General features: G+C 69.9%; 25 protein-coding genes and 1 tRNA gene. 9 read left to right on the top strand and 17 right to left on the bottom strand.

Annotated elements, in window-relative coordinates; all coding sequences use genetic code 11:
- Positions 1 to 55 precede the first annotated feature (55 nt).
- The 4 genes from ACH34R_RS24540 to ACH34R_RS24525 all read left to right on the top strand — a co-directional run bounded on the left by ACH34R_RS24540 (position 56) and on the right by ACH34R_RS24525 (position 2,709).
- A complete protein-coding gene (locus ACH34R_RS24540; RefSeq protein ID WP_397563856.1) occupies positions 56 to 1,468 on the top strand; it encodes a DUF2510 domain-containing protein in 1,413 nt (470 codons plus the stop codon).
- 22 nt (positions 1,469 to 1,490) lie between these two features.
- Positions 1,491 to 2,087 (top strand): oligoribonuclease, encoded by a 597-nt coding sequence (orn, locus tag ACH34R_RS24535; RefSeq protein WP_397563855.1) that lies wholly within the window; start codon positions 1,491 to 1,493, stop codon positions 2,085 to 2,087.
- 135 nt (positions 2,088 to 2,222) lie between these two features.
- A tRNA-His gene (locus ACH34R_RS24530) sits at positions 2,223 to 2,300 on the top strand.
- A 151-nt stretch (positions 2,301 to 2,451) separates the two neighbouring features.
- Positions 2,452 to 2,709 carry a LuxR C-terminal-related transcriptional regulator gene (locus tag ACH34R_RS24525; RefSeq protein ID WP_397563854.1) on the top strand — a complete coding sequence of 86 codons (258 nt, stop codon included), beginning with the start codon at positions 2,452 to 2,454 and terminating at the stop codon, positions 2,707 to 2,709.
- A gap of 30 nt (positions 2,710 to 2,739) precedes the next feature.
- Here ACH34R_RS24525 and lat read toward each other — a convergent pair whose 3' ends face one another.
- Positions 2,740 to 4,041, bottom strand: a complete 1,302-nt coding sequence (gene lat / locus ACH34R_RS24520) for an L-lysine 6-transaminase (RefSeq protein ID WP_397563853.1) — start codon at positions 4,039 to 4,041, stop codon at positions 2,740 to 2,742.
- 310 nt (positions 4,042 to 4,351) lie between these two features.
- On the opposite strand from lat, the gene ACH34R_RS24515 reads away from it, so the two are divergent.
- Positions 4,352 to 4,738 carry a hypothetical protein gene (locus ACH34R_RS24515; protein WP_397563852.1) on the top strand — a complete coding sequence of 129 codons (387 nt, stop codon included), beginning with the start codon at positions 4,352 to 4,354 and terminating at the stop codon, positions 4,736 to 4,738.
- 72 nt (positions 4,739 to 4,810) lie between these two features.
- On the opposite strand, the gene ACH34R_RS24510 is transcribed toward ACH34R_RS24515, so the two are convergent.
- The 8 genes from ACH34R_RS24510 to ACH34R_RS24475 form a co-directional block, all read right to left on the bottom strand.
- Positions 4,811 to 5,017 carry a cold-shock protein gene (locus ACH34R_RS24510; protein WP_111170406.1) on the bottom strand — a complete coding sequence of 69 codons (207 nt, stop codon included), beginning with the start codon at positions 5,015 to 5,017 and terminating at the stop codon, positions 4,811 to 4,813.
- Positions 5,018 to 5,329: 312 nt separating this feature from the next.
- The gene (locus tag ACH34R_RS24505) at positions 5,330 to 5,584 is read right to left on the bottom strand and encodes a MerR family transcriptional regulator (RefSeq protein WP_397564071.1); all 255 of its coding nucleotides are present in this window, start codon (positions 5,582 to 5,584) and stop codon (positions 5,330 to 5,332) included.
- A 616-nt stretch (positions 5,585 to 6,200) separates the two neighbouring features.
- A complete protein-coding gene (locus ACH34R_RS24500; protein ID WP_397563851.1) occupies positions 6,201 to 6,845 on the bottom strand; it encodes a response regulator in 645 nt (214 codons plus the stop codon).
- Positions 6,838 to 8,001, bottom strand: a complete 1,164-nt coding sequence (locus ACH34R_RS24495) for a sensor histidine kinase (RefSeq protein WP_397563850.1) — start codon at positions 7,999 to 8,001, stop codon at positions 6,838 to 6,840. The genes ACH34R_RS24500 and ACH34R_RS24495 overlap by 8 nt, the downstream gene beginning before the upstream one ends.
- A 3-nt stretch (positions 8,002 to 8,004) precedes the next feature.
- Positions 8,005 to 8,700 (bottom strand): ABC transporter permease, encoded by a 696-nt coding sequence (locus tag ACH34R_RS24490; RefSeq protein ID WP_397563849.1) that lies wholly within the window; start codon positions 8,698 to 8,700, stop codon positions 8,005 to 8,007.
- Positions 8,701 to 8,715: 15 nt separating this feature from the next.
- Entirely contained in the window at positions 8,716 to 9,609 is an 894-nt protein-coding gene (locus tag ACH34R_RS24485; RefSeq protein WP_397563848.1) for an ABC transporter ATP-binding protein, read from the bottom strand.
- Positions 9,610 to 9,843: 234 nt separating this feature from the next.
- Complete coding sequence (locus tag ACH34R_RS24480) at positions 9,844 to 10,302, bottom strand: peptidoglycan-binding protein (protein WP_397563847.1); 459 nt, start codon at positions 10,300 to 10,302, stop codon at positions 9,844 to 9,846.
- A gap of 346 nt (positions 10,303 to 10,648) precedes the next feature.
- Positions 10,649 to 11,500, bottom strand: coding sequence for a spermidine synthase (locus tag ACH34R_RS24475; RefSeq protein ID WP_397564070.1), 852 nt, complete (start codon positions 11,498 to 11,500; stop codon positions 10,649 to 10,651).
- 91 nt (positions 11,501 to 11,591) lie between these two features.
- On the opposite strand from ACH34R_RS24475, the gene ACH34R_RS24470 reads away from it, so the two are divergent.
- Complete coding sequence (locus ACH34R_RS24470) at positions 11,592 to 13,124, top strand: penicillin-binding transpeptidase domain-containing protein (protein ID WP_397563846.1); 1,533 nt, start codon at positions 11,592 to 11,594, stop codon at positions 13,122 to 13,124.
- Between the two features lie 8 nt (positions 13,125 to 13,132).
- Here ACH34R_RS24470 and ACH34R_RS24465 read toward each other — a convergent pair whose 3' ends face one another.
- The 5 genes from ACH34R_RS24465 to ngcE all read right to left on the bottom strand — a co-directional run bounded on the left by ACH34R_RS24465 (position 13,133) and on the right by ngcE (position 17,713).
- Positions 13,133 to 14,002 (bottom strand): hypothetical protein, encoded by an 870-nt coding sequence (locus ACH34R_RS24465; protein ID WP_397563845.1) that lies wholly within the window; start codon positions 14,000 to 14,002, stop codon positions 13,133 to 13,135.
- A 71-nt stretch (positions 14,003 to 14,073) separates the two neighbouring features.
- Entirely contained in the window at positions 14,074 to 14,367 is a 294-nt protein-coding gene (locus ACH34R_RS24460; RefSeq protein WP_397563844.1) for a 4a-hydroxytetrahydrobiopterin dehydratase, read from the bottom strand.
- Positions 14,368 to 14,435: 68 nt separating this feature from the next.
- Positions 14,436 to 15,338 (bottom strand): carbohydrate ABC transporter permease, encoded by a 903-nt coding sequence (locus ACH34R_RS24455; RefSeq protein ID WP_397563843.1) that lies wholly within the window; start codon positions 15,336 to 15,338, stop codon positions 14,436 to 14,438.
- Between the two features lie 9 nt (positions 15,339 to 15,347).
- The gene (locus tag ACH34R_RS24450; protein WP_397563842.1) at positions 15,348 to 16,262 is read right to left on the bottom strand and encodes a carbohydrate ABC transporter permease; all 915 of its coding nucleotides are present in this window, start codon (positions 16,260 to 16,262) and stop codon (positions 15,348 to 15,350) included.
- A 2-nt stretch (positions 16,263 to 16,264) separates the two neighbouring features.
- Complete coding sequence (gene ngcE, locus ACH34R_RS24445; protein ID WP_397563841.1) at positions 16,265 to 17,713, bottom strand: N-acetylglucosamine/diacetylchitobiose ABC transporter substrate-binding protein; 1,449 nt, start codon at positions 17,711 to 17,713, stop codon at positions 16,265 to 16,267.
- A gap of 208 nt (positions 17,714 to 17,921) precedes the next feature.
- On the opposite strand from ngcE, the gene ACH34R_RS24440 reads away from it, so the two are divergent.
- Together ACH34R_RS24440 and ACH34R_RS24435 are read left to right on the top strand one after the other, a co-directional pair.
- Positions 17,922 to 18,548, top strand: a complete 627-nt coding sequence (locus ACH34R_RS24440) for a TetR/AcrR family transcriptional regulator (protein WP_397563840.1) — start codon at positions 17,922 to 17,924, stop codon at positions 18,546 to 18,548.
- Positions 18,545 to 19,657: an acyltransferase gene (locus ACH34R_RS24435; RefSeq protein ID WP_397563839.1), complete on the top strand. Its 1,113-nt coding sequence runs from the start codon at positions 18,545 to 18,547 to the stop codon at positions 19,655 to 19,657. The genes ACH34R_RS24440 and ACH34R_RS24435 overlap by 4 nt, the downstream gene beginning before the upstream one ends.
- 9 nt (positions 19,658 to 19,666) lie before the next feature.
- Here the strand turns inward: ACH34R_RS24435 and ACH34R_RS24430 are convergent, their stop codons facing one another.
- Positions 19,667 to 20,617 carry a zinc metalloprotease gene (locus tag ACH34R_RS24430; protein WP_397563838.1) on the bottom strand — a complete coding sequence of 317 codons (951 nt, stop codon included), beginning with the start codon at positions 20,615 to 20,617 and terminating at the stop codon, positions 19,667 to 19,669.
- Positions 20,618 to 20,846: 229 nt separating this feature from the next.
- Between ACH34R_RS24430 and ACH34R_RS24425 the strand changes: the two genes are divergently transcribed.
- A complete protein-coding gene (locus ACH34R_RS24425; RefSeq protein WP_397563837.1) occupies positions 20,847 to 22,061 on the top strand; it encodes a DUF4032 domain-containing protein in 1,215 nt (404 codons plus the stop codon).
- Positions 22,062 to 22,080: 19 nt separating this feature from the next.
- Here the strand turns inward: ACH34R_RS24425 and ACH34R_RS24420 are convergent, their stop codons facing one another.
- Positions 22,081 to 22,965 (bottom strand): alpha/beta fold hydrolase, encoded by an 885-nt coding sequence (locus ACH34R_RS24420; protein WP_397563836.1) that lies wholly within the window; start codon positions 22,963 to 22,965, stop codon positions 22,081 to 22,083.
- A 205-nt stretch (positions 22,966 to 23,170) separates the two neighbouring features.
- Positions 23,171 to 24,058, bottom strand: coding sequence for a hypothetical protein (locus ACH34R_RS24415; RefSeq protein WP_397563835.1), 888 nt, complete (start codon positions 24,056 to 24,058; stop codon positions 23,171 to 23,173).
- Positions 24,059 to 24,132: the final 74 nt, after the last annotated feature.

Genomic DNA, 24,132 nt, shown 5'->3' with positions numbered 1-24,132 from the left:
ACCCGGAGGCCGCCGCCACTGCGCGGCCGGCCGCGATCTGACTAATCTGGCGGCCATGACCACGCAAACCCCCGCAGGCTGGTACCCCGACCCTTATGGGTCACCGAATCTCCGGTGGTGGGACGGGAACCAGTGGACCGACGCGACACACCCGCTGGAACCTCCGTCGCAGGGGGCTCCGGCGGGCACGCACACCGGGCCTCAGACGGCGCAGCCGGGGCCCGGGCCCGGGGTGGGCACCGGCCCCCAGGGCGCGCCTCAGGAGGCGTTCCAGCCCGGCACGGGGCCCCAGTCCGCCCCTCAGTCCGGCCCGCAGCCGGCCCCCCAGTCCGGCCCGCAGCGGCCCGAGCCGCAGGACGCGCCGCCGGGCGGGTTCCAGCCGGGGCCGGGGGCCGGTGGGCCGTCCGGGCCGCAGCCGGGGCCCGGGGGCGGCCCGCCCCCGCCGTTCACCGGCGGTGAGGTCCGCCCGCCCGGCCAGCCGCCGCAGGGCGGACCCCAGCCGCTCTACGGCACGTACGCCGGGCAGCCCTCCTACGGCACGCAACCGCAGTACGCGCCGGTCGACGGCCCCGACGCCCCGACCGACCGGGTCTCACCCGCGCCTTCGGCAGGCCCGTGGTCCCAGCCGTGGAACCCGCAGGGGGGCACCACCGTCCAGCTCCCCTCCCCCGACTTCGGGCCGCCCGGCGGCCCGCCGCCCGGGCGGAAGGCGTGGCCGTGGTTCGCGGCCGGCGGCGCGCTGCTCGTGGTGATCGCCATCGTCGCCGTGGTCGTGCTGGTCGTGAACAACGGCGCCGGTCGTCCCGTCGCAGACGAGACGACCGCGCCCACCGAGACCGTCGAGCCCACGCCCTCCCCCTCGGAGACCACGCCGAGCCCGCCGCCCTCGCCCAGCCCCACCACCAGCTCCGAGGAGCTGCCTCAGCCGCAGAACGGCGAGATCGTCGATCCCGGCTCCGGATTCACCTACAAGGTGCCCGAGGGCTCCGACTGGACGGTCCCCGAGCAGCTCAACAACCCCGACAACCCCGACGCGCAGAAGTGGTCCAGCGGCATCCAGGCGATGTCGCACAAGGGCTACGAGGCCAGCAAGGACTGGGTCGGCAACATCTACGCGGGCGTGCTGCACAAGGACTTCCCCTATCAGGGCCCGGCGACGCTCAAGCTCTCGGCCGAAACCCTCTGGCAGTACTTCCACCAGAACTTCTACGAGCCCCCGCACAAGACGAAGGTCATCCGCAGCGAGGCCATGGAGGTCGGCGGCAAGCAGGGCTGGGTGCTGGAGTTCGAGCTGGACTTCTCCGAGCAGTCCAAGACGCAGGGCTGGAAGTGGAAGAAGGAACGCGGCGCGCTGGTGCTGGTGGATCGGGGGAACGGCGGCCCGCCGTCCCTGCTCTACACCTCCATTCCGGACAACCTGGACACATCGGTTGTGAAGAACGTCCTCGACTCGCTCAAGATCTCCTGAATGGGGGCACTAGTCTGTCTCTATGAGTGAGCTGCTGGTCTGGATCGACTGTGAGATGACCGGGCTCAACCTCGGCCGTGACGCGCTCGTCGAGGTGGCCTGTGTCGTCACCGACAGTGAGCTCAACCAGCTTGACGAGGGCGTCGACGTGGTCATCAAACCCCCGCCCGAGGCCGTCGAGCAGATGTCGGAGATCGTGCGCGAGATGCACACCGCCTCCGGCCTGCTGCCGGAGCTGGGCGGGGGCGTGACGCTGGCCGAGGCGGAGGCCATGGTGCTCGACTACATCAAGGGGCACGTGCCCGAGCCCAAACGGGCTCCGCTGTGCGGCAACTCGATCGCGACGGACCGGTCGTTCCTGGTGCGCGACATGCCCGCGGTGGACGCGTACCTGCACTATCGCATGATCGACGTCTCCTCGGTCAAGGAACTGGTCCGGCGCTGGTACCCACGGGTCTACTTCGCCTCACCGGAGAAGCAGGGCGGCCACCGGGCCTTGGCCGACATCACCGAGAGCATCCGTGAGCTGCGCTACTACCGGGCCGCCGTGTTCGTCCCGCAGCCCGGCCCCGACTCCAGCACCGCCCGCGAGGTGGCCGAGATCATCATGTCCCGCTGATCGCCGCTCCCGGCCGGCCACCGCTTCCGGGAGGCCCGTGCGGGCGCGCCGGAACGGGCGGGACGAAACGCCGGGAAAAACCGCTACACTTCTAGCGTGCCTTCGCGGCGGGCCTGATCCCGCCGCGGCGTACATGGTGGGCGTAGCTCAGTTGGCAGAGCGCCAGGTTGTGGTCCTGGATGTCGTGGGTTCAAGTCCCATCGCTCACCCCCATGGCGGCCGGTCCGGTGGACCGGCCGCCAATGTTTTTTGGGCTACCTGACCGACTTCGCCCCCAAAGTTTGATATTGGGAGTTATGCTCGCTGTCAACTAATACGCCGGAAGGGCGGGGGCCGCGGCGACCGATGAGCCACCGGAGGCCGGATGAGAGTCGAAGACCCCGCTTTCGGAGCCGAACGCGCCGACGTGCGGCTCGTCGCGGGTTTGAGCAAGCGTGAGACAGAGGTCATGGAGCTGATCGCGACCGGTCACTCCAACGGCGAGATCGCCCAGCGGCTGTTCCTGAGCGAGAAAACGGTCAAGAACCACGTCAACCGCATCTACGCCAAGCTCGGGGTGGACTCCCGGGGCACCGCGATCGGCCTGTGGCGCGGTACCACGTCCAGCGAGGAGCGATCCTGACGCCCACGGTCCCGGTGGCGTGACGCCCCTTCAGGAGGGGTGGGTCGCCACGACGCCGGAGATCGCGGTCAGGCCCTGCTCGATCTCGGCCGCGGTGACCGACAGCGCCGGGCGCAGGCGCAGCGAGCGCTCCCCGCAGGGGAGCAGCAGGACGCCGCCCTCGTCGCGCACGCGGGCCAGCACGGTGTTCCTGGTCTCGGTGTCGGGCAGGTCGAAGGCGCACATCAGGCCGCGCCCTCGGGCCGCCGAGACCAGGTCGGGGCGGTCGGCCTGGATCTTGTGCAGGCCGGCCAGCAGGCGTTCGCCGAGTTCGGCGGCGCGCTGGATGAGGCCGTCCCGCTCGATGATCTCCAGCATGCGCCGCGACCTGACCATGTCGATCAGCCCGCCGCCCCAGGTGGAGTTGATCCGCCCGCTGATCTGGAAGACGTTCCCCGTCACCTCGTCCACCCTGCGGCCCGCCATGATCCCGCCGACCTGGATCTTCTTGGCGAAGGCCACGATGTCGGGGGCGAGGCCGAGCTGCTGGTAGGCCCACGGCGTGCCGGTGAGGCCCGCCCCGGTCTGCACCTCGTCGAGCACGAACAGCGCGTCGTGCCGATGGCAGAGGTCCTGCATCGCGCGCAGGAACTCGGCCCGCATGTGGTTGTCGCCGCCCTCGCCCTGGATGGGCTCGGCGATGAAGCAGGCGATGTCGTGCGGGTGGGCCTCGAACGCGGCCCGCGCCTGGGCCAGCGCCCGCTGCTCGGCGGCCTCCACTCCGCCGGGGGCGTCCCGGTACAGGTTGGTCGCGGGCACCTCGATGCGCGGCCAGTCGAAGATGGGGAACCGCTCGGTCTTGACCGGGTCGGTGTTGGTGAGCGAGAGGGTGTAGCCGCTGCGCCCGTGGAAGGCGCGGGTGAGGTGCAGCACCTTGGTACCGAGCGCCGGTGAGCGCCCGTGCGCCTCGTTGTGCCTGCTCTTCCAGTCGAAGGCGGTCTTGAGCGCGTTCTCCACGGCGAGCGCGCCACCCTCGACGAAGAACAGGTGCGGCAGTTCAGGGTCGCCCAGCACGCGGGCGAAGGTGTCGGCGAAGTCGGCCAGGTAGCTGGTGTAGAGGTCGGAGTTGGCCGGCTTGTTGGCCGCGACCTTGCCGAGCAGCGCAAGGAACTCCGGATCGTCGTCGAAGGGGTTGATCCCGAGCGGCGCGGAGGCGAAGAACGTGTAGAAGTCGAGGAACCGCCGGCCGGTCCGGCCGTCGTGCAGCCAGGAGCCCTGGCTGCGGTCGAGGTCGGGTTCCAGGTGGAACCCGTCGGTGAGCAGGTGGCGGGATAGCCGGTCGCGTAGATCCATGTCCCCTCCAGAAGCACGCCTTGGCGGCGATCCTTATGATTCCCGGGTACATACGACCATATGCGGAAAATTTACGGTTGACGAGCCCATGAGTAGGAAGATATTCGGCTACCCTCCGATCGACACCGGGGGTGCCCACTACCCCGGAAGGTGCGGCGAACGCTGAGACGACACGGTCACCTCGCCCGCTACGGAGGATCGGTGCGGCCTACCGATAGACTCGGCACCGACCAGCGGGCGCGAAAGGATGCCGATCATCGCCAGCGCTTCCTTCCCTCCAGACCGGCCGCGGCCGGCCCGGAGCCATGTGATGGAGTCGGCGATCCTGACCGGTCGCCCACTGAGCCCGGCCGACGTCCTCCGCTGGACCTGCCCGCACGATCGCCAGGCCGGGCAGGGCTGCGTCACCTGCTACCAGGCTTCGGCCGACGCCGATCCGGCATTGCCGCTGTGGGACGTGGCGGTGTGGTTCACCATAAACGGGCCGATTCCGATCAGAGCGCTACAGGATGTGCATCGTCACGGCCGCCGTTTCACCCTCGACCAGCCCTCGACACCTTTGATCTACCTGCTGAGCGGCCAGATGCGGGCCGGTTCGGGCGCGGAGGCGGTGGCGGGTGTGGCCGGATTCCTGCTCCAGAACCGGCACATCGTCCAGGAGTTCACGGTGACGGAGATCCGCGCGATCCACTCCTGACGAACACGCCCCCGGCAAAGAGCCAGGCTCGCACCCATGAGGGTACGAGCCTGGTTCGTGGCGAGACGTTTGTCAGGCGGGAACGATGTTCTCGGCCTGAGGGCCCTTCTGGCCCTGGGTGACGTCGAAGGCCACCTTCTGTCCCTCGCGCAGCTCGCGGTAGCCGCCCTGAGAGACGATGTTGGAGTAGTGGGCGAAGACGTCGGCGCCGCCGCCGTCCTGCTCAATGAAGCCGAAGCCCTTTTCCGCGTTGAACCACTTCACAGTGCCATTAGCCATGTCGATCTCCTCTTGAGAGGTGAAGCCGGAATCCGCACTCTGCGAATTCCGCGTCGCCGTAATAGGCCCACCCGGAGGGACCGGCAAACAAAAATGCACCTGAGGTTACATACCGTCAGGTGCACACAAGCTCTTATGGGTACCAAACTGCAACTGACTTCAGAGTATCACACCCCGGTCTGGCATGCCTCACGCTCCAGCACGCGACCTCCATCGAGTCGTGGAAGGTCGCGCCGCGCGAGTCCACCACCAGCGCGAGGACGGTCTCGCGGCCGGTCCTGGTGACCCCGGCAGGGCCGGGGTCAGGAGCGGTCAGTCGCGCCGGCGCAGTTCTTCGTTGATGCGCAGGGCCTCGGCGAGTTGGTCTTCCAAGATGATGATGCGGCAGGCCGCTTCCAGCGGGGTGCCTTGGTCGACGAGTTCGCGGGCGCGGGCGGCCAGACGTAGCTGGTAGCGGGAGAAGCGGCGGTGGCCGCCCTCCGAGCGCAGCGGCTCGATCAGCTTGGCGGCCCCGAGGCTGCGCAGGAACGCCGGGGTGACGCCGAGGATCTCGGCGGCCCGGCCCATGCTGTAAGCGGGGTAGTCCTCATCATCGAGCCGCTGTTCGGGGCTGCCGCCCGAGGGGGCCGGGTTGTCGGCCGATTTCGCAAGGGTGTGGCGAGGCCGCTCTCGGCTGGAGCCGGCGGCCGGTGCCGGTGCTGTTTGATCCATTCAACCTTCCCACATGCGAACAGGGGCCCCGGCGCCATTATGCGCCGGGGCCCAGAGGTTTAACACCATCGACCGGTCCTGTTGACCGGTTCACTTGTTCCGCGCCAGCCGCCAGATGCGGGGGTGCGGGGATCGCATAAGCGTGACCGTAGACCACCGTCCTCTTCGTGGAGCTGCGGTACCCGTGCGGCGATGCACTGCCTGCGACGGGCGATCCTGATGGCGTTCAACACTCCCTTCCGGTTTTCTTCGTACGTCGACACAGTCGGACTACGTGTGTCGCCTTCGTGCAACGGCGGCGTGTCCACTGACCTGCCGCCTCTGTCTTACCGTCTTACCGTCCACGCTCGTCCGGGCAGTTCGTCATGGTGCTCGTTCTGGGCTGCCCTCGTGGATGCGTCCCTTGCGATGTCAGAAACACTACCCCCGTCCTGCGCGGATGTCTACCGTGACGGCTACAGATTTTCTGGTGTCAGCGGTCGTCGTCCAGGACGAGCAGTCCTCGCCGGAAGGCGGTGGCGACGGCGGCTGCGCGGTCGTTGACGCCGAGCTTGGCGTAGATGTGCAGGACGTGGCTCTTGACCGTGGCCTCGCTGATGAACAGGCGTGCAGCGGCCTCCCGGTTGGTGGCGCCCTCGGCGATGAGGCGGAGGACCTCCAGCTCCCGGGCGCTCAGCGGGTCGGCGGGGGCACGGACCTGGCCGAGCAGGCGGGTGGCGACCGATGGGGAGAGCACGGCCTCGCCGCGCGCCGCCGTGCGCACGGCCTGGGCGAGTTCGTCACGGCCGGTGTCCTTGAGGAGGTAGCCGGTGGCTCCGGCCTCGATGGCGGGCAGCACGTCCCGGTCGGTGTCGTAGGTGGTGAGGACGAGGACGCGGGCGGCGATGCCGAGCCGGGCGAGTTCCTTGATCGCCGTGACGCCGTCCATCCTGGGCATGCGGAGATCCATGAGGATCACATCGGGGTTCAGCGCCCGCGCGAGCGCGACCGCCTGAGCGCCGTCCGCGGCCTCGCCGAGCACCTCGAAGGCCGGGTCGCCGGTGAACATGCCACGAATGCCGTCGCGGACGATGGGGTGATCGTCGGCGATCAGCAGCCGGATCGGGGCGTCAGCCACGGGCCACCGCCGGGACGCCGGCGGAGATCGCGGTGCCCGCGCCGGGCTCGGACTCGATGTCCAGCGTGCCCGCCAGGCGGGCCACCCGCTTGCGCATCGCGGTCAAACCGAACCCCCCGCCGTCGCGGACGCGCTCGGGATCGAATCCGGTGCCGTCGTCGCGGACGTCCAGGCTGATCATGTCCTCCATGTACGACAGGGTCACGCCGACCCGGGACGCGCCGGCGTGCTTGGCGGCGTTGGCCAGGGCCTCCTGCGCCGTACGCAGCAACGTCTCCTCCACCTCCGGATGCATGGGACGGACCGCACCAGTGAGGGTGAAGTCCGCCCGTACTCCGTTGAGTTCGCCCCACTCGGTCACGACGTCCTTCAGGGCCTGGGACAGCAGCGCCGCCTCCAACCGGCCCGGTCCCACCGCGTGCACCGAGCGCCGGGCCTCGGCCAGGCTCTCCCGCGCCAGCCGTATCGCATTGTCCACAGGACGGTGCCAGTCCTCGGCCCGCTTCGCCGCCTGAAGCTGGGTGATGATGCCGGTCAGGCCCTGGGCCAGGGTGTCGTGGATCTCGGCCGCCATGCGCTGCCGCTCGTCGAGCACGCCCGCCTCGCGGGCCTGTACGAGCAACTGGGCCTGAAGCCCGGCGTTCTCCCGCATGGCCGCCTCCAGTTGCGCCACCATGCGCTTGCGTTCGGCGCTCCGCTCGGTGGTGATCTCACCGGCGAAGCTGAACAGGGCCACCGCCGCCACGATCGCGGCGGTGAAGAACAGATAGGCGAGGATCGCGGAGAGGGTGAGGTCGGGCAGGCCGCGGTTGTAGGCCGCGACACTGATCGCCGCGATGGCCGTCACCCCGGCGAACCTCCACTTCCCCTTCAGGTATTGCCAGGAGTGGATATATCCGGCGATGCCGAAGAAGCTCGCGAACCACCCGCTCTGCATGCACAGCACGCCGATCAGCGCCACGAGCCCGGCCATGTAGAGCGCGTTACGCGGCATCAGCCGCATCCAGGCGGCGGCGAGCACGGCGAGGCCGGACGTGGCCCACGGCTCGCCGTCGGTGAGCAGAGCGAGCACCGCGGAGATCACCAGCAGGACGTACGGCGCGACCGCCGTCTGCCGCTCCAGCAGGGGCTCCCATCGGTCGAGCCGCCCGGTCATGCCTTACTCCCAGCGGAAGAACTTGGCCGCGGCGATGCTGATGACCAGGGCATAGACGGCCATCACACCCAGCGGCAAGGGGCTGGGAGCACTGCCCGCCCAGACCTCGCGAAGGCTCTGCCCGAAAGCGCCCAGAGGGGTGTACTCCCCGATGCGTGCCACGATAGCGGGCATCTGATGCGTCGGCTGGATGAGCCCTGCGAGGTAGGCCATCGGGAAGTACAGCAGCACCCCGATGCCGTTGGCGGCCCGGCCGCTCGGCGCGAGCGCCGCCACGAGCAGGCCGATGGCGAACATACCGGCCGTACCGAGCAGGAACACCAGCACACCGGGCAGCACCCCCGTGGGCAGGTGCGCCGAAAGAACGGTGCCCGCGCCCGCCACCAGCAGCCCGCACGCGGTCACCGCCAGGACGAGTTGCAGGAGCAGTTGCACCACCAGCAGGTTGCCCGGACGCACCGGCGTGGTCGACAGCCTGCGCAGGATGCCGCGCTCGCGATAGGTGGCCAGGGTGGTGGGCAGCAGGTACAGGCCGACCAGCCCGACGGCGATGGCCAGCGCCATCGGCAGCAGGACCGTGTCACCCGGCTCGATCGAGCTGCCGAACACCACCAGGATGAACAGCGGGATGAGCAGCGAGAACAGCGCCCCGGGCTCTCGGGTCAGCAGCTTGGTCTCGGCAATGGCGAGCTTCATCATGATCGGTCTACTCCTTCAGCCGAAGGACCGGCCGGTCAGGGCGGTGAACGCGTCTTCCAACGTGCGCTTGTCGATGCGGAGGTCACTGACCAGGACCTGGTGGCGGGCCAGATGCGCGGTGACCGCCGTGGCGAAGTCGCCCCTGCCCGTGACGACCACCCGGTCTCCCTCCCGGGACACGCCGATCACCCCAGGGAGCCGCGCCAGGTCGATCATGTCCCCGGACATCAGCGTGAACCGCATCTGGTGCTCGCCACCGACCAGCCCGGCCGGGCTGTCGATCGCCACGACCTCGCCGCGGTTCAGCACGGCGACGCGGTCGCACAGCTCCTCGACCTCGTCCATGAAGTGGCTGACCAGCACCACCGTCACCCCGCCGGCGCGCACGCGCTTGATCAGTTCCCAGGTGGTACGGCGGGCCTGGGGGTCCAGGCCCGTGGTGAGCTCGTCCAGGAACGCCACCCGCGGATTGCCCACCAGCACCAGCGCGATGAACAACCGCTGCTGCTGACCGCCCGACAGCTTCCCGAACCGGACGTTGCGCTTGTCGGCCAGCCCCCATTCCTCCAGCAGCTCCCGCCAGTCACGAGGGGCCGCGTAGAAGGACGCGTACAGGTCGAGCGCCTCCCACACCTTCAGGTTCTCCGGCAACCGGGTCTGCTGGAGTTGCACCCCGATCAGCTCGCGCGTCCTGCGCCCGTCCTTGATCGGGTCCAGCCCGAGCACCCTGATCGACCCGCCGTCGGACCGCCGCAGCCCCTCCACACACTCGACCGTGGTGGTCTTACCGGTGCCGTTCGGCCCGAGGATGCCGAAGATCTCGCCTTCCTCCACCGAGAACGACACGCCGTCCAGAACCGTCAGATCCGCGTACCGCTTACGGAGTTCGGTGACTTCGATGACTGCCATGGATCAAGCATCGGCCGCCTGCCCGCACGGCGAATCGACCTGTCGGCCATGATCGGCCGCGTATGGTGCTGACCCGGAAATCAACCGAACGGTGGATACCGCCGCTTCGGCACGTCTGCGCGTACGTTGCCCCGCACCGCCGGGGCACGAGTGGGTGACGCCCGCCCCTTGGCCCTTGGCGGACGGGGGCCGGCGCCCCTGATGGGCGCCGGCCCGGGATCTCGGTGGCGTGCCTCAGGCGGCCGCTCCCACCGGGGCCTTCTCCAGCCAGGCCTCGTCCCAGGTGTGCCGATCGATCTGGCCGGTCACGGGCAGTCCCTTGAACTCCTGGAGTTCCTTGCAGGCCCGCTCGGTATTGGGGCCGAAGTCGCCGTCTACCGCGAGGTCCGGCCAGCCGCGGTTGTTCACCTGCCGCTGCCACTGGCGCACGAACGGGTTGTCCATGTCGCCCTTCTTCAGGACGCGGTCAGGCGGGGACTTGGGCTGCGTGCTGCGTGCCTCCCAGGTGGCCTCCCAGGTGATGGGACCGACGATGCCGTCGATTTCCAGGCCGTGTTCCATCTGGAAGTTGGCGCACAGGCGCTTGCTCTCCTGCCCGTAGTCACCGTCGACGACGATATGCCAGCCGCGGTTCCGCAACTGCTGTTGCCATTTTCTGACATTCGGGGTCCGCTGGATCGGCGGGTACCTCATGAGCGGTGGTTCGAATGGCGGTGCCGACATTCGCTTTCCCCCTCCTCGTGGTGATGTGGTGGCGGCCCGGAGAGGACCGCGTCGATGTAGACCTATCCGGAAATCAGGTCACATTTCCAGACCATCACAGGTCAGCAGGGGTGAGTACCATCCAGAAAGGATTTGACCGGCACCTTAGGACAATGTGACCGGTATCACAGTCGCCACCCGAAACTCGACACCGCTACCCGCATTTAGCGATCGATTGGAAAAAGCATCGAAATGGCGATACCCGATCGGGCCGCACGCCGCCGGCGTTTTACGCGGGGTGTGACCGGCCGATACCCGGCGCTGATGTGGCGGGCGGCTAGGAGCCGAAGACCTCGGGCGGCGGCACCGGCGCGAGCACCGCCTGGCCGTCCCTGATCGGCGCGGCTCCGGCCACGAAGCGGGTCAGGTCCTCGCCGTGAACGCAGCGCGCCTGGGTGAGGCCGCCCGCCGCGCGCCGGGTGAGGCCGGCCACCGGGAGTTCGACCCGCGAGGCGGCGAGGATCAGGTTGCCGAACCTGCGCCCGCGCATCACCCCCGGCTCGGCCAGCAGCACCACGTGCCGGAAGGTCTCGCACACGGTCGCGGCGAACCTGCGGGCGAACGCGAGCCCCTTGCCGTCGGCCAGGTTGACCAGCAGCGTCCCCCGGTGGCGCAGCACGCGGGCGATGTCGCCGAGGTACTCCACGGTGGCCAGTTCGATCGGCATCACCGCGCCGGTGAACGCGTCGAGCACCACGAGGTCGGCCGAGTCGTCCCAGATGCCGCCGATCGCGGCCCGCCCGTCGTCGATCCGCACCTTTAAGCGAGGCACCGACTTGAGCCGCAACTGGTCGCGGACGAGCTGGATCAGCGCGGCGTCGCGTTCGGCGACGATCTGCCGGGACCCGGGACGGGAGGCGGCGACATAGCGGGGGATCGTACACGCGCCGCCGCCGATGTGGACCGCGTCCAGCGGCCCTTCCGCGAGCAGGTCGATCACGTCGGCCATCAGCCTGACGTACTCGAAGTCGAGGTAGAGCGGGTCGTCCAGATCGACGTAGGACTGCGGGACCCCGTCACAGGTCAGCACCCAGCCGCTGGGCCGGTCCAGGTCGCGGAGAAGTTCGACCTCGCCGTAGGACACCGCGTAGCGACCCGGCTCGGGCTCGCGGGGGACGCGCCGGGCCATCATGCCGGATCTTTCATGATTGGGTCCTTTTTGCCGTGTTCGTTCTGGTATACCGCTGGGGGACAAGGCCCTCGGAAGAAACCGTATGCCGATGAAGAGGCTGCTCGTACTGCTGACCGTCGTGCTCGCCGTGCTGGGCGGGGCCGGCGTGGTCGCGCTGTACCCGCGGCTCATGCCCGTCAGCGGCGCCCCGGACGAGGTGGCCCGCGCCTACCTGACCGCCTGGCGGGCCGGTGACCTGGGCGCGATGCGCGGCCTGGTGGCGGACCCGCCCGCCGACTTCGCCGAACGGCACCGGCGCTTCGACGCCGGCCTCCGGGTCGCGTCGCTCACCGTGGAGGCGAAGACGCTGACGCGGGACGGGGAGGAGGCCGCGCGGCTCGCGTTCAAGGGGACCCGGCAGATTCGCGACCTCAGGCCGTGGCCGTTCGCGGGGACGCTGCGGCTGGCGGTCCACGACCGGCGCTGGAAGGTGCTCTGGGGGCCGGAGGTGCTGCATCCCGCGCTGCGGGACGGCGGGTCGCTGCGGCTCACCGAGATCAAGGTGCCCTCCACCGAGCTGCTGACCCGGACCGGCGAGGCCATGCCGAAGGACCACGCCGCCGAGCCGTACCTCGCCGAGCTGGGCGGCAGGCTCGGCGCGCCGGTGACCGGCTGGGCGATCGAGGCCGAACGCGCCAGCCAGGCCCGGCGGCTGGTCACCTACCAGCCGGCGGCGAAGCGCAAGGTCCGCACCACACTGTCGCGCCCGGTGCAGGCGGCGGCGGCGCGGGCGCTGGACGGCGTACGGCAGGCCGCCGCGATCGTCGCGGTACGGCCCGGCACCGGGGAGGTCCTGGCCGTCGCCGACCGCCTGGAGCCCGACGCGCGTGGAGGCCGGCGGGCCGCGTTCGAGGAGGCGACGCAGCCGGGCGGGGCCTTCCAGGTGGTGACCGCCGCCGCGCTGCTGTCGGCCGGGCTGACACCGCAGAGCGAGGTCGCCTGCCCGCGCGACTTCACACCGAAGGGGACCCGCCGGATCGCCAACCCGGGCCGGACCGCGCACGGCACGGTCTCACTGGCCAAGGCGCTGGCGCTGTCCTGCGACACGGCGTTCGCCCGGCAGGCCGTGGACCGGCTGGGCGGCGGCAGGCTCGCCGCCCAGGCCGCGGCGCTCGGGTTCGGGCGCAGGCTCGGTTCGGGGGTGCGGGGCACCTGCGGCACGCCCCCCGGCGAGGCTCGCCGCCTGCCGTACGACGCGATCGGGCACGGCACGGTACGCGCCACGCCGCTGTGCATGGCACTGGTCGCGGCGGCGGTGCGGAACGGCACCTGGCACCCGCCCCGGCTCACCGCCGCGCGGACCGCGCGGGCCCTGGGCAAGGTCCGGCCGAAGAACGTGCCGGTGCCCCGCGACGTGCTGTCCGGCCTGCGCGCGATGCTGCGGGCCGAGGCCGCCCAGCGCCGCCTGGCCAAGGGCTCGGCCGGCCACACGGGCGGCACCCGCCCCGGCCCGGGCGGCCGGGCCGACGCCTGGTTCATCGGCTACCGCGGCGACGTCGCCTTCGCCGTCCTGGTCAAGAACGGCGGCCCGCCCCGCGATTCCGCCCTCCCCATCGCCGCCCGCTTCCTGCGCGCCCTCTGACCCGCCCGTCAGTCGTTGTTGTTGTTCGGGGCGCGGGTGAGGGTGAGGCAGGCGACGCGTTCGCCCGCCTCGCCGGCCTGGGGGCCCTCGGTGGTGGTGGGCTTGGCGTGGATGACCAGGGAGCCGGGCAGGCGGGTCTCCGAGAGGGTCCAGGGCTGCTTGGACTTGGCCTCGGCGTCGCCCTCACTGTTGGTCTTGAGGTCCAGCCACACCTCATTGACCGGGTTCGCCGGGTTCTGTGCGGTGGCGGTGCCGTTCGGGCTGGGCGCCATGGTGTCGGTGGGCGCGCCCGTGGGGCTGTCCGTCGGGCCGTTGGTGGGGCCACTGGTGGGGCTCGCCGCGAAGCCCTGCGGGCCGTTCGTGGGGCTGCCGGTCGGGCTCTCGTCGGGGCTGCCGGTCGGGCTTTCCTCGGGTCCGGCGGTCGATGTCGGGGTGCCGGTGGCCTCCTGGCCCCGGAAGTGCGGGCCGGAGTCGTCCGGGTTCTCGCCGCAGGGGTTGACGTGCAGGTGCGCGCCGTACTGCCGGTCGGGCAGCAGCCCGTCCACGCTCAGCTCCGAGGCCGTGCCCTCCCCCTTGGACGCGACCGTCACCTCGCCCTTGGCGCCGGACGGCACCAGCTTCTCGTCGTAGACCACCGCGTTCTCGCCCTCCGCGAACGGCACGAAGGTGCCTTGGCCTTTCAGGCGGATGGACTTGGCCCCGGTGGCGTCCGGCGACGGCGAGCCGGTCTGCGTCGGTGACGCTGGGGCGGCTGCGGGCCCCTGGGCCTGCGGAGCCTGCTGCCCGGCCGAGCACGCCGCGGTCGCGGCGTATCCGGCGCCGAGCACGGCGAGCATGAGGACATGGACATGACGACGACGGTCTAGTGGGCGGCGCATCGCGGGATCTCCCCCTGTTTGCGGATGGAACCAAGGTCCACCGCCCACTCTAAAGCGTAATCATTCAAGCACTAAGCGTGACTTTCTATATTCTCCACAATCCTGTCGATGTCGGCGGCCAGCCCGAAGTCGGACTCCGTCAGCCCGCCCGCGGAGTGCGTGGTCAGCGCGAAGGTCACCGTCCGCCACCGGATGTCGATGTCGGGGTGGTGGTCGAGTTCCTCGGCGCGTACGGCCACCGCGTCCACGATCCGGATGGCCGTGGGGAAGTCGCGCGCGGTCACCTCGCGCCGGATCTCCCGGCCCTCGCGCCGCCACGCGGGCAGTACGCCCAGCCTCTTGACGATCTCGGATTCAGCCAGCATGCCTCCAGGACATCACGGCCGGGCGCGGCCGTCGACGCTCGGGTGGGGGGCCGCCGCAATCTGAGCGGCTACTTGAGCGCCCCGGCGGTCAGGCCGGACTGGATCTGCCGCTGGAAGATGATGTAGACCAGCAGCACCGGAATGATCGCCATGCTGAGCGCGGCGAACAGCCCCGGCCAGTCGGACTCGTACCCCGCGATCGTCGAGATGTCCGCGATGCCCTGGGTGATGACCCATTTCTCGCGATCCGCCGGCAGCAACACCAGCGGCAGCAGGTACTGGTTCCACTGCCCGAGGATGTTGAAGATGCCGATACTGATCATGCCCGGCTTCGCCATCGGCAGCATGACCTGGAAGAACGTACGCGTGTGCGAACAGCCGTCCATCATCGCCGCCTCGGCCACCGACGTGGGCAGCGTGCGGAAGAAGGCGGTGAGGAAGAACACGGTGAACGGCAGCGAGTACGCGATGTAGACCAGGACCAGCCCGAAGTGGGTGTTCAGCAGCCCGAACTGCTTCACCACGAAGAACAGCGGCACCAACGCCAGGAAGACCGGGAAGGCCATGCCGGACACGAACAGGTAGTAGATCGCCCGGTTCCCGGGGAAGCGGTACCGGGCGAGCACATAGGCGGCCATCGAGCCGAGCAGCATGGTGCCCGCCGTGCCGAAGGCCACCACGATCACGCTGTTCAGCAGGTACCGCCCCACCTGCGCGCGGTCCCAGGCGCGACCCCAGTTCTCCCAGCGCAGCTCGGCCGGCAGCGACCAGGCGTCGCCGAACAGCTCGGTGTTGTTCTTGAAGGAGGACAGGAACGTCCACAGCAGCGGGACGATCACCAGCAGCGCCCACACGAACAGGGCGAGGTGGGCGAGCCCCCCGAACACCCCCAGCTCGTTGCGCCGGGGACGCGCTCTCTTGTGGGTCACCCGTTCCGCCGCCGCCTTCTCGACCGTCGTGCGAGTAGCCATGAGCCCTTCTCACAACTCGATCCGCTCGCGCCTGGACACCCGGAGGGTCAGCGCGGCGAAGGTGATGGTCAGGAAGAACAGCGCCACTCCCATGGCCGAGGCGTAGCCGAAGTCGGAGTAGCTGAACGCGGTCTTCCAGATTTCCAGGGGCAGCACGGTCGTGGAGTTGTCCGGGCCGCCGCGGTCCACCGAGAGGACCTGGACGAGTGCGAAGCCGTCGAACGCCGCGATGCCCAGGTACACCCAGCCGACCTGGAGGGTGTCCCACAGCAGCGGCAGCGTGATGCTGAAGAACAGCCGGAACCGCCCGGCCCCGTCCAGCGCCGCCGCCTCGAAGACGTCCCGGGGGATCGCCGCCATCCCGGCGGAGAACAGGACGACGTAGAAGCCGACCGCCTGCCACACCATCACCGCGATGATCGCCCAGAACGCGATGCTCGGTTCGGTCAGCCAGCCGACCGGCTCGATCCCGAGCCGGATCAGCACCCCGTTGACCACGCCGCTGTCGTCCGGGCGGTACACCGCCTGGAACAGCACCCCGACCACGGCGACGGCCAGGACCTGGGGGAAGAAGAACACCACCCGGTAGACCTTCGACCCCCAGACCCCCGTCATGCTCCCCCCGCGCTGTCCGCCGCCCAGGTTGAGCAGGAACGCGAAGAAGAGGGAGATGCCGATGGTGAGCACCGGCAGGGCGACCAGCAGGACCCCGTGGTGCCGCAGCGCGGCCCAGAAGACCTCGTCGCCGAACATCGTCAGGAAGTTCTCGAAGCCCACGTAGTTCGGGCTCGCCGCCACCCCGCGCCAGTCCGTCAGGGCGATCTGGAACGCCTGGATGTACGGGCTGATCACGAAGACGACGTACAGGGCCACCGGCGCGATGAGGAACCCGGCGACGAACAGGTGGGCACGTAGCCGCGACATTCCTAGCTGGTCCGCGTCTGCTTGGTGATCCTCTTGTCCTTCTTGGTCTTGTCAGCCTCTTTCTGCACGTTCTCGGCGAACTGCTGCGGGGTGATCCGCCCGGCCATCACCGAGTTGGTCTGCGCCTGGGAGTAGTCGTAGAGCTTCTTGTACCAGCCCTCGTAGCGGGCGTCGGTGATGACGTTCTGGCCCGCCGCGCTCTGCACGGCCGCGGCGCTCTTCAGGCCGGGCGGGAGGTCCACGCCGTCGGCCGCGCCGTTGACCACGGTGAGGTTCTTGGTCTCCTGGGTGAAGCCGCGCGCCCCCTCCTGGGAGAGCATCACCCGCAGGTACTCCATGCCGCCCAGCGGGTTCTTGCCCTTGGCGGAGACGAAGAAGTTCTCGCCCACGCCGACGAAGAACGCCCCGGTCGGCATGACGTCGCCACCGGTGATGTCGGGCAGCGCCATGACGGCGTACTCGAAGTCGTCCGGGATCTCCTTGGCCATCTCGTTCTCCACCCAGGAGCCGGTGGGGTAGAAGGCGACCTTGTTCTGGAGCTGCTTGAGCTGGGTCTGGGTGTGGTCCAGGCCGAAGTACGCCTTGTCGCCGAACTGCTTTTGCAGGTCGGCCCAGACGGTCACGGCCTTGATCACGGCGTCCTTGGTCCAGGCCCCGTCGACCAGGTTGTCGATGTCGATGATCACCTGGTTGCCGCCGATCTTGGCGGCGGTGTAGAGGATGTTCCAGGTCTGGTAGAACGGCCCGACCTGGCCCGGGTAGGCGAACGGGGTGATCCCCGCGCCCTTGATCTGCTCGCACAGCGCCAGGAAGGCGTCCCAGGTGGTGGGCGGCTTCCAGCCCTTCTCGGCGAACAGCTTGGCGTTGTACCAGAGCCCCCGGTGCGACACGGTGTAGTTGAGCACGTGCGGCTTGCCCGCCACCAGCGCGTTGGTCAGCACGGCGGGAGTGATGGTGTCCTTGACCTTCTTGGACGGATCGTCGATCGACGGGGCGTCGAACAGCGCGGTCAGGTCGGCCAGGTGGCCTTCCGCCTGGAGGGCGACCAGGTCCAGCGGGTCGGACCCGGAGTTGTTGACCACGTCGGGGGCGTCGCCGCTGACGAACCTGGGCCGGAGCTGGGTGCCGATCCGCTGGGTGGCGGTGTGCTTGATGGCGGCCTGCGCGTACGCTTTCTTGTACAGCGGCTCGTGGATCTTGGTCGCGTAGGCGTCGGTGTAGCCACCGCTGAAGATCACCACTTCCAGGGGCGCGTCGGCCTTCACCGAGAAGGGGTTGGCCGCCGTACTGGCTCCCCCTGAGGCCACCGGGGAGGGCGCCGACGAGGCGCCGGAGCCGCTGCCGGCGGTGGCGCAGCCGGCGAGCAGTCCGGCGCCGGGGCCGGCGACGAACGCGGTGAGTCCGATACGGCGCAGCACCTGGCGCCGGCTGAAGTCAGCGGAAGAGGACATCCGTGCTCCCGTGTTGGGGGGTTGAGGAATAGGAAAGTTTCCTAACCGTTTTATGGAAGGTACGTATCCCCCCGTCCCAGCGTCAAGACCGCCCCTAGCGTCTCAACCGACCCGTGACCTCCCCGCCGCCATCCCGATTTCCTGCGCAGTGTCTAACCGCGCGTGCTAGATTCTGACCGAGCGGCCAAAATTTAGTACGGGGGGTCAGATGAGCTCCAGGACGGCCGGAGGCGACAAGCAGTCGTTCATCGAGCAGGCCCGGCGGGCCCAGATCGTCGCCTCGGCGACCAAGGTCATCGCCGAGACCGGATACGCGGGCGCGTCACTGGCGCTGATCGCCGAGGACGCGGGGATCAGCAAAGGGGTCATCTCCTACCACTTCACCTCCAAGAGCGAGCTGATGGAGGAAGTGGTGCGGCGCATCCTGACGGAGGTCGTGGAGTTCGTTGTGGAGTCCGTCAAGGACCGGGAGTCGGCCACCGAGGTGCTGCGCGGGCAGATCCTCGCCGTGGCCGCGCACATGCGGGAGCGGCCTGCGGCGATCATGGCGCTGCACGAGATCGCCGCCAACATGCGCGCTCCCGACGGCTCCCTCCGTTACGGCATCGAGGCCAACGAGGAGATCCTGCGACTGCTGGAGGGGATATACGAGATGGGACAGCGCACCGGCGAGTTCCGCGCCTTCGACTGCCGGGTGATGGCCGTCACGCACAACGCCGCGGTGAACGACATGTTCGCCTACTGGGCCACCCACCCCGGCCACGACCTCGACGCGCACGCCGCCGAACTGGCCGATGTCTTCGTCCGGGCCACCCGTAAGGAGCCCTCCGCATGACCGTGCTCCGGCTTCCCGGGACCCGGCTCCACTACATCGACAACCTGCGCACCGCGCTGACCGTCCTGGTCGTGCTGCACCACGTCGCGGTCACCTATGGCACCATCCCCGCCTGGTATCACTTCGAGCGGGCGCGGGACGCCTCCGGCCTGGCGCTGGACGTCTTCGTGGCCGTGAACCAGGCGTTCTTCATGGGGTTCTTCTTCCTGATCGCCGGAATGTTCACCCCCGGCGCCCACGACCGCAAGGGCGGCAGGGGCTTCCTGCGGGACCGCCTGATCCGGCTCGGCGTTCCGTTGCTGGTGTACCTGGTGGCGCTGCGCCCGCTGGCCGTCTTCGGCTCCTATGACGCGGTGGCCGCCGCGACGGAGCGGCCCGACCTGCCGTACTGGATGTTCTACCTGGTGACCTGGGACCCGGGGCCGATGTGGTTCGTCGAGGTGCTGCTGGTGTTCGCGGCGGTGTACGCGTTCTACCGGCGGCGCGCCTCCCGCCGTCCCGTCCCGGCCGCCGCGCCCGCCCCGCCGTCGCTGCGGGCGGTCGGGTGGTTCACGGCGGGGCTCGCGGCGGCGACCTTCCTGTGGCGGCTGGTCGTGCCGGTCGGTCTCTACGTCCCGGTGCTCGGCCTGCCCACCCCGTCCCACCTGCCGCAGTACGCGGCGCTGTTCGCGGCCGGGGTGATCGCGCACCGGCGGGGCTGGGCGGCGGCGCTGCCGGCGCGGGCCCGCCGGGCCGGGTTCGCCGCGGCCGGGGTGTCCTCCCTGCTGCTGTTCCCGGTCGTCGCGCTCGCGCCGCAGGGTGGCATGGTGCAGTCGCTGGCCCAGTCGGTCTGGGAGGCGGTCTTCGCGGTCGGCCTCATCATCGGGCTGCTCACGCTCTTCCGCGACCGGTACGCCGGGCAGGGGCGCGCGGCCGGCTTCCTGTCCGGCCACGCCTACACCGTCTACATCATCCATCCGGTGGTGCTCGTCGCGGTCAGCACCGCGGTCGCGGGGCTGCACGCCGCCGCCATCGTGAAGTTCGCCCTGGTGGCGGTGATCGCCCTGCCCCTGTGCTGGGGCCTCGCCTATCTGGTCAGGTCCCTGCCGCGCGCCGATCGCGTACTGTGAACCGCCCCGTCACACCTTCTTCGTACCTTTCGCCCGGCCGTCGATCCGCAGTTTCTCGCGTACGGCGGCGGGCAGGAAGGACGCCCGCGGGCCCGCCAGGCAGGCGTCCATCCGCGCGGCCTGACCCTTGGTGAACATGTGACACCCGGCGTCCTCGGTGTAGTCCATGTAGTTCATGAACATGTCGCCGTTGGGGCCGTTGTCGCAGCTCACCGTGGGAAAGGTGGGCAGGCCGCGGTTGTGCCCGCCCTGGTTGGGGGTGTCGTCCACGAAGTCGGTGCCCGAGCAGCCGGTCTCGTCGTCGCCCCAGATGTGGCGCAGGTTGAGCCAGTGGCCGATCTCGTGGGTGGCGGTCCGGCCCAGGTCGTACGGCGCCGCCGCGGTGCCGGTGGACCCGAACGCGCTGTGCAGGATCACCACCCCATCGGTCTCCGGCGGCCCGCCGGGGAACTGCGCGTAACCGAGGAACCCGGCCAGCTCGCACACCCACACGTTGAGGTAGCGGTCGGCCGGCCAGGCGTCCGCGCCGCCCTGGGCGGCGGACTTGACCATGTCGTCCGCGCCGAAGGAGTCGCGGGTGGTCTTCTTGCGGACGACCCCCGAGGTCGGCTTGCCCTGCGGGTCCTTGTCGGCGAGCTTGAACTCGATCAGCGGGTCGGCCACGAGGTCCTGCCACACGGCGGGGACCTTGGCGACGTCCGCGTTGGCCTTGCGGAAGTCCTGGTTGAGGATCTCGATCTGGCTGTCGATCTGCTCCTGGCCGATGTTCTGCCCGGCCGTACGGTGAACGACGTGGACGACGACCGGAATCGTCACCACCTCTCGCCGCGCGGGCGCGCGGCCGGTCTTCCTGGCGAGCGTGTCGTTCTCGATGGCGGCCAGCGCGACGGCGTAGCCGGGCCTGCTCGCCAGCATCCGGTGGTGTACCGGCATCGTGGCGCAGGGTTCGTACCCGGGCATCGGGGACGCTCCTTCCCGTTCGATTACGAACAGCGATTCTCGTTAACCGAACGTAGCCATAACCGATGACCAGCGATAAGAACACCCGGCAAGGTGCCAACCATGACAACCGGAGGTGAGTGTCGCTTGTCCTTCGCGACATCGCCACCCTGCCGCCGGGTGATCGTGACATACGGGGGACTACCCTCCTCCGAAGAAGAAGCGGACATCTCCCCCAAGGAGCGATGGGTTGCCCCTGCAGATGACGGGCGCGCCGAGCGACCCCGACCTCATCCGCCTGCCGTGGGACCTCCCCCTCGCGCAATGGCCCGAGCAGCACCTGGTCGCGCTGCCACGCGGCATCTCCCGGCACGTCGTACGGTTCGTCCGGCTGTCCGGCAACGTGTACGCGATCAAGGAGATCAGCGAGCGCTACGCCAAGGCGGAGTACCGCCTGCTGTGGGACCTCGCCCGGCTCGACACGCCCTCGGTGGAGCCCGTCGCCGTGGTCACCGGCCGCGCCGGCCACGACGGCGAGCCGCTGGACTCCGCGCTGGTCACCAGGCATCTTCAGTTCTCCCTGCCCTACCGGGCGGTCATGTCGGGCACGCTGCGCCCGGAGACCCTGATCCGGCTGCTCGACGCGCTGGCCGTGCTGCTGGTGCGGCTGCACCTCACGGGCTTCTACTGGGGCGACTGCTCGCTGTCGAACACGCTGTTCCGCAGGGACGCCGGGGCCTTCGCCGCCTACCTGGTCGACGCCGAGACCGGCGAACTGCACCCGATGCTCAGCAACGGGCAGCGCGCGCACGACATCGACATCGCGCACACGAACATCTTCGGCGAGCTGCTGGACCTTGAGGCGGGCGGGCTGCTGCACGCGTCGATCGACCCCGAGGAGACCGCCGGGCAGATCTGCGACCGCTACACGCGCCTGTGGGACGAACTGACCCAGGACGAGATCATCGAGGAGGTCGACTGGCACCGGGTGGAGCACCGCATCCGCCGGCTCAACTCGCTCGGTTTCGACGTGGCCGAGATGATGGTGCGCCGCAAGTCCGGCACCGGCCGGCTGATCGTGCGGCCCAAGGTCGTGGACGCCGGGCACCACCAGCGCCGGCTGATCCGGCTGACCGGCCTGGACGTCGAGGAGAACCAGGCCAGGCGGCTGCTCAACGACCTCGACGCCTTCCGGGTGCAGAACGGCCTGCGGCACGAGGAGGAGGCGATCGTCGCGCACCGCTGGCTGGCCGAGGTGTTCCAGCCCACGATCGAGGCGATCCCGCGCGAGTTGCGCGGCAAGCTGGAGCCCGCCCAGTTGTTCCACGAGGTGCTGGACCACCGGTGGTTCCGCTCGGAGGCGGCCGGGCACGACGTCGGCCTGCCCGCGGCGGTGAGTTCCTACGTGCGCAACGTGCTGGTGTTCAAGCCCGACGAGAAGGCGGTCATCCAGGAGACTCCGTGAGCGCGGCGGGCGGCCGGGGTCAGGCCGCGCGTTGGGTCTCCGCCGCCTCGGTCAGCCGGGTGATCGCCGAAATGATCGTGCCCCACAGCGGGTACGGCAGGTCGTGGCCCATCCCGGGGAAGACGCGCAGCCGCGCGCCCGGGATCGCCTCGGCGGTGGCGAGGCCGCCGGGCAACTGGATGAGCTGGTCGTCGCGGCCGTGCACGACCAGCGCGGGCACCGATAGCCGGGCCAGGCCCGGCCTGCGGTCCGGCGAGGCGAGGATCGCCGCGAACTGCCGGGTCGAGCCCGCCGGATCGCCGGAACGGTCGTAGGCGATCCCGGCCAGGCGGCGGATGCGCTCCCGGTCCAGGGGGTAACCGGGAGAGCCGATCACGCTCCACACCTCAAGGGCGCGCGCCACGGCGTCGTCCCGGTCGGTCGCGGGCGGGGCCAGCAGGGCGCTGATGGCGGCGTCCGTGGGCGGGCCGACACCGGCCGCGGGGGTGGACATGATCGAGGTGAGGCTGCGTACCCGGGAGGGATACCCGATGGCCAGCGCCTGGGCGATCATGCCGCCCATCGACGCGCCGACCACGTGGCAGCTCCGCCAGCCCAGCGCGTCCATCAGCCCGGCGGCGTCGGCGGCCATGTCCTCGATCAGGTACGGCGCGGCGGCCCTGCCCGCCAGCACGTCGCCGAGTTCGGGGGCCCCGGCTCCGGTCAGATGTGTGGAAAGTCCTACATCGCGGTTGTCGAACCGCACGACGTGGTGGCCGCGTGCGGCGAGCATCGCGCAGAAGTCGTCGTCCCAGAAGATCATCTGGGTGGCCAGCCCCATGATCAGCAGCACCGGACGGCCGCGCGGAGACCCGAAGCTCTCGTAGGCGATCTCGATGCCGTTGGCTGAGGCGCGCTGGCTCATGCAGAGCAGAATCGCATTCGGTTCGCGAGCATGGCAAGGGCGGGCGTCCTCAGAGGGGGTACGAGGACGCCCGCCTTTACCCGGTCACGCCGTCGCAAGGGAGAGGCGACGTGACCGCACGGTCACCGCGGGTGAATTCGGTGACCACCGCAGTGGCCGCACGGGGGCAGCGGCCACCAGGGGGACCTGCCGCTCCGCCAAGGGATCAGGCGGAGTCGTCGGAGAGCAGCCGGCGGACGCGGTTGCGACCGACGAGGAGACCGGCACCGGCGGCGCCGAGACCGGCCAGGAGGGCGAGGTTGGCCGGGGCCGGGGCGACGGTGTCCGCGGCGGCCACGGTCCGGCCGGACTTGGCCGCCGCCGGCCGGACGGCCGCGTCCCGGTTCGCCTGGGCGGCGTCCGCGGCCGGGAGCTGATGGTACGGCGCGGTACCGGCCACCGAGAGGGGCGAGCCGGTGACGGCCGGGCCCTCGGGCTTGCGGGCGGGCTTGGGCGGGACCACCTTCAGCTCGCGGGTCTCCTCCTGCTCCGGCGGATCGACCGGGTTGCGGTCGTGCTTGCTCCACGCGCCCGTGGAGAAGGCGACCGGGTAGTTCTTCTTTCCGGGGCCCTTGCCCCACTTGGTGATCGTGTACTCGACGTTGATGTGCCCGCGCCCGCCGTTGCCGACGACCATCAGCGTGGTCGGGTTGAACGTGCCGCCGGTGAGGTCGGCGAAGGTCTTGGCGTCGATGTCGAGCATGATCCCGTTGTTGGACGGCACGCCGGGCCCGCGGTCGCCGATGAAGAACTCGGCCTTCCTATCGCCGAAGGTGACGTACCCCTCGGTGCCGAGCGGCCAGCTCGGGCTGGCGAACATGCCCTTCGTCATGGGCTTGCCGATGGCCGGCAGCCCGGTGTCCCCGGCGCGGCCGGAGGCGTCGTCCCAGAAGTAGGACGCTTTGGTGGAGCCCTGCAGCAGGACCTTTTCGGGGGAGTCCTCCGCGTGGGCGGCGGGGGCGCCCGCGCCGATGGCGGCGCCGGCGGTGAGTACGAATCCCAGGAGGGTGGAGGCCAGAAGGCGGTTCGGGCGCAGGCCAAAGGAAACGTTCATCAAGAAATGGGGCTCTTTCGTGAGACGACAAGGGGGAGGCCGCGTGCCTCACTCGGCAACGTCGCGGCCACGCA

The organism is Spongiactinospora sp. 9N601 (assembly GCF_044326295.1).
Lineage (GTDB): Bacteria > Actinomycetota > Actinomycetes > Streptosporangiales > Streptosporangiaceae > Spongiactinospora > Spongiactinospora gelatinilytica.
Note: the sequence above shows the minus strand (reverse complement) of the source record. Positions and strands in the feature narration are given on the sequence as shown.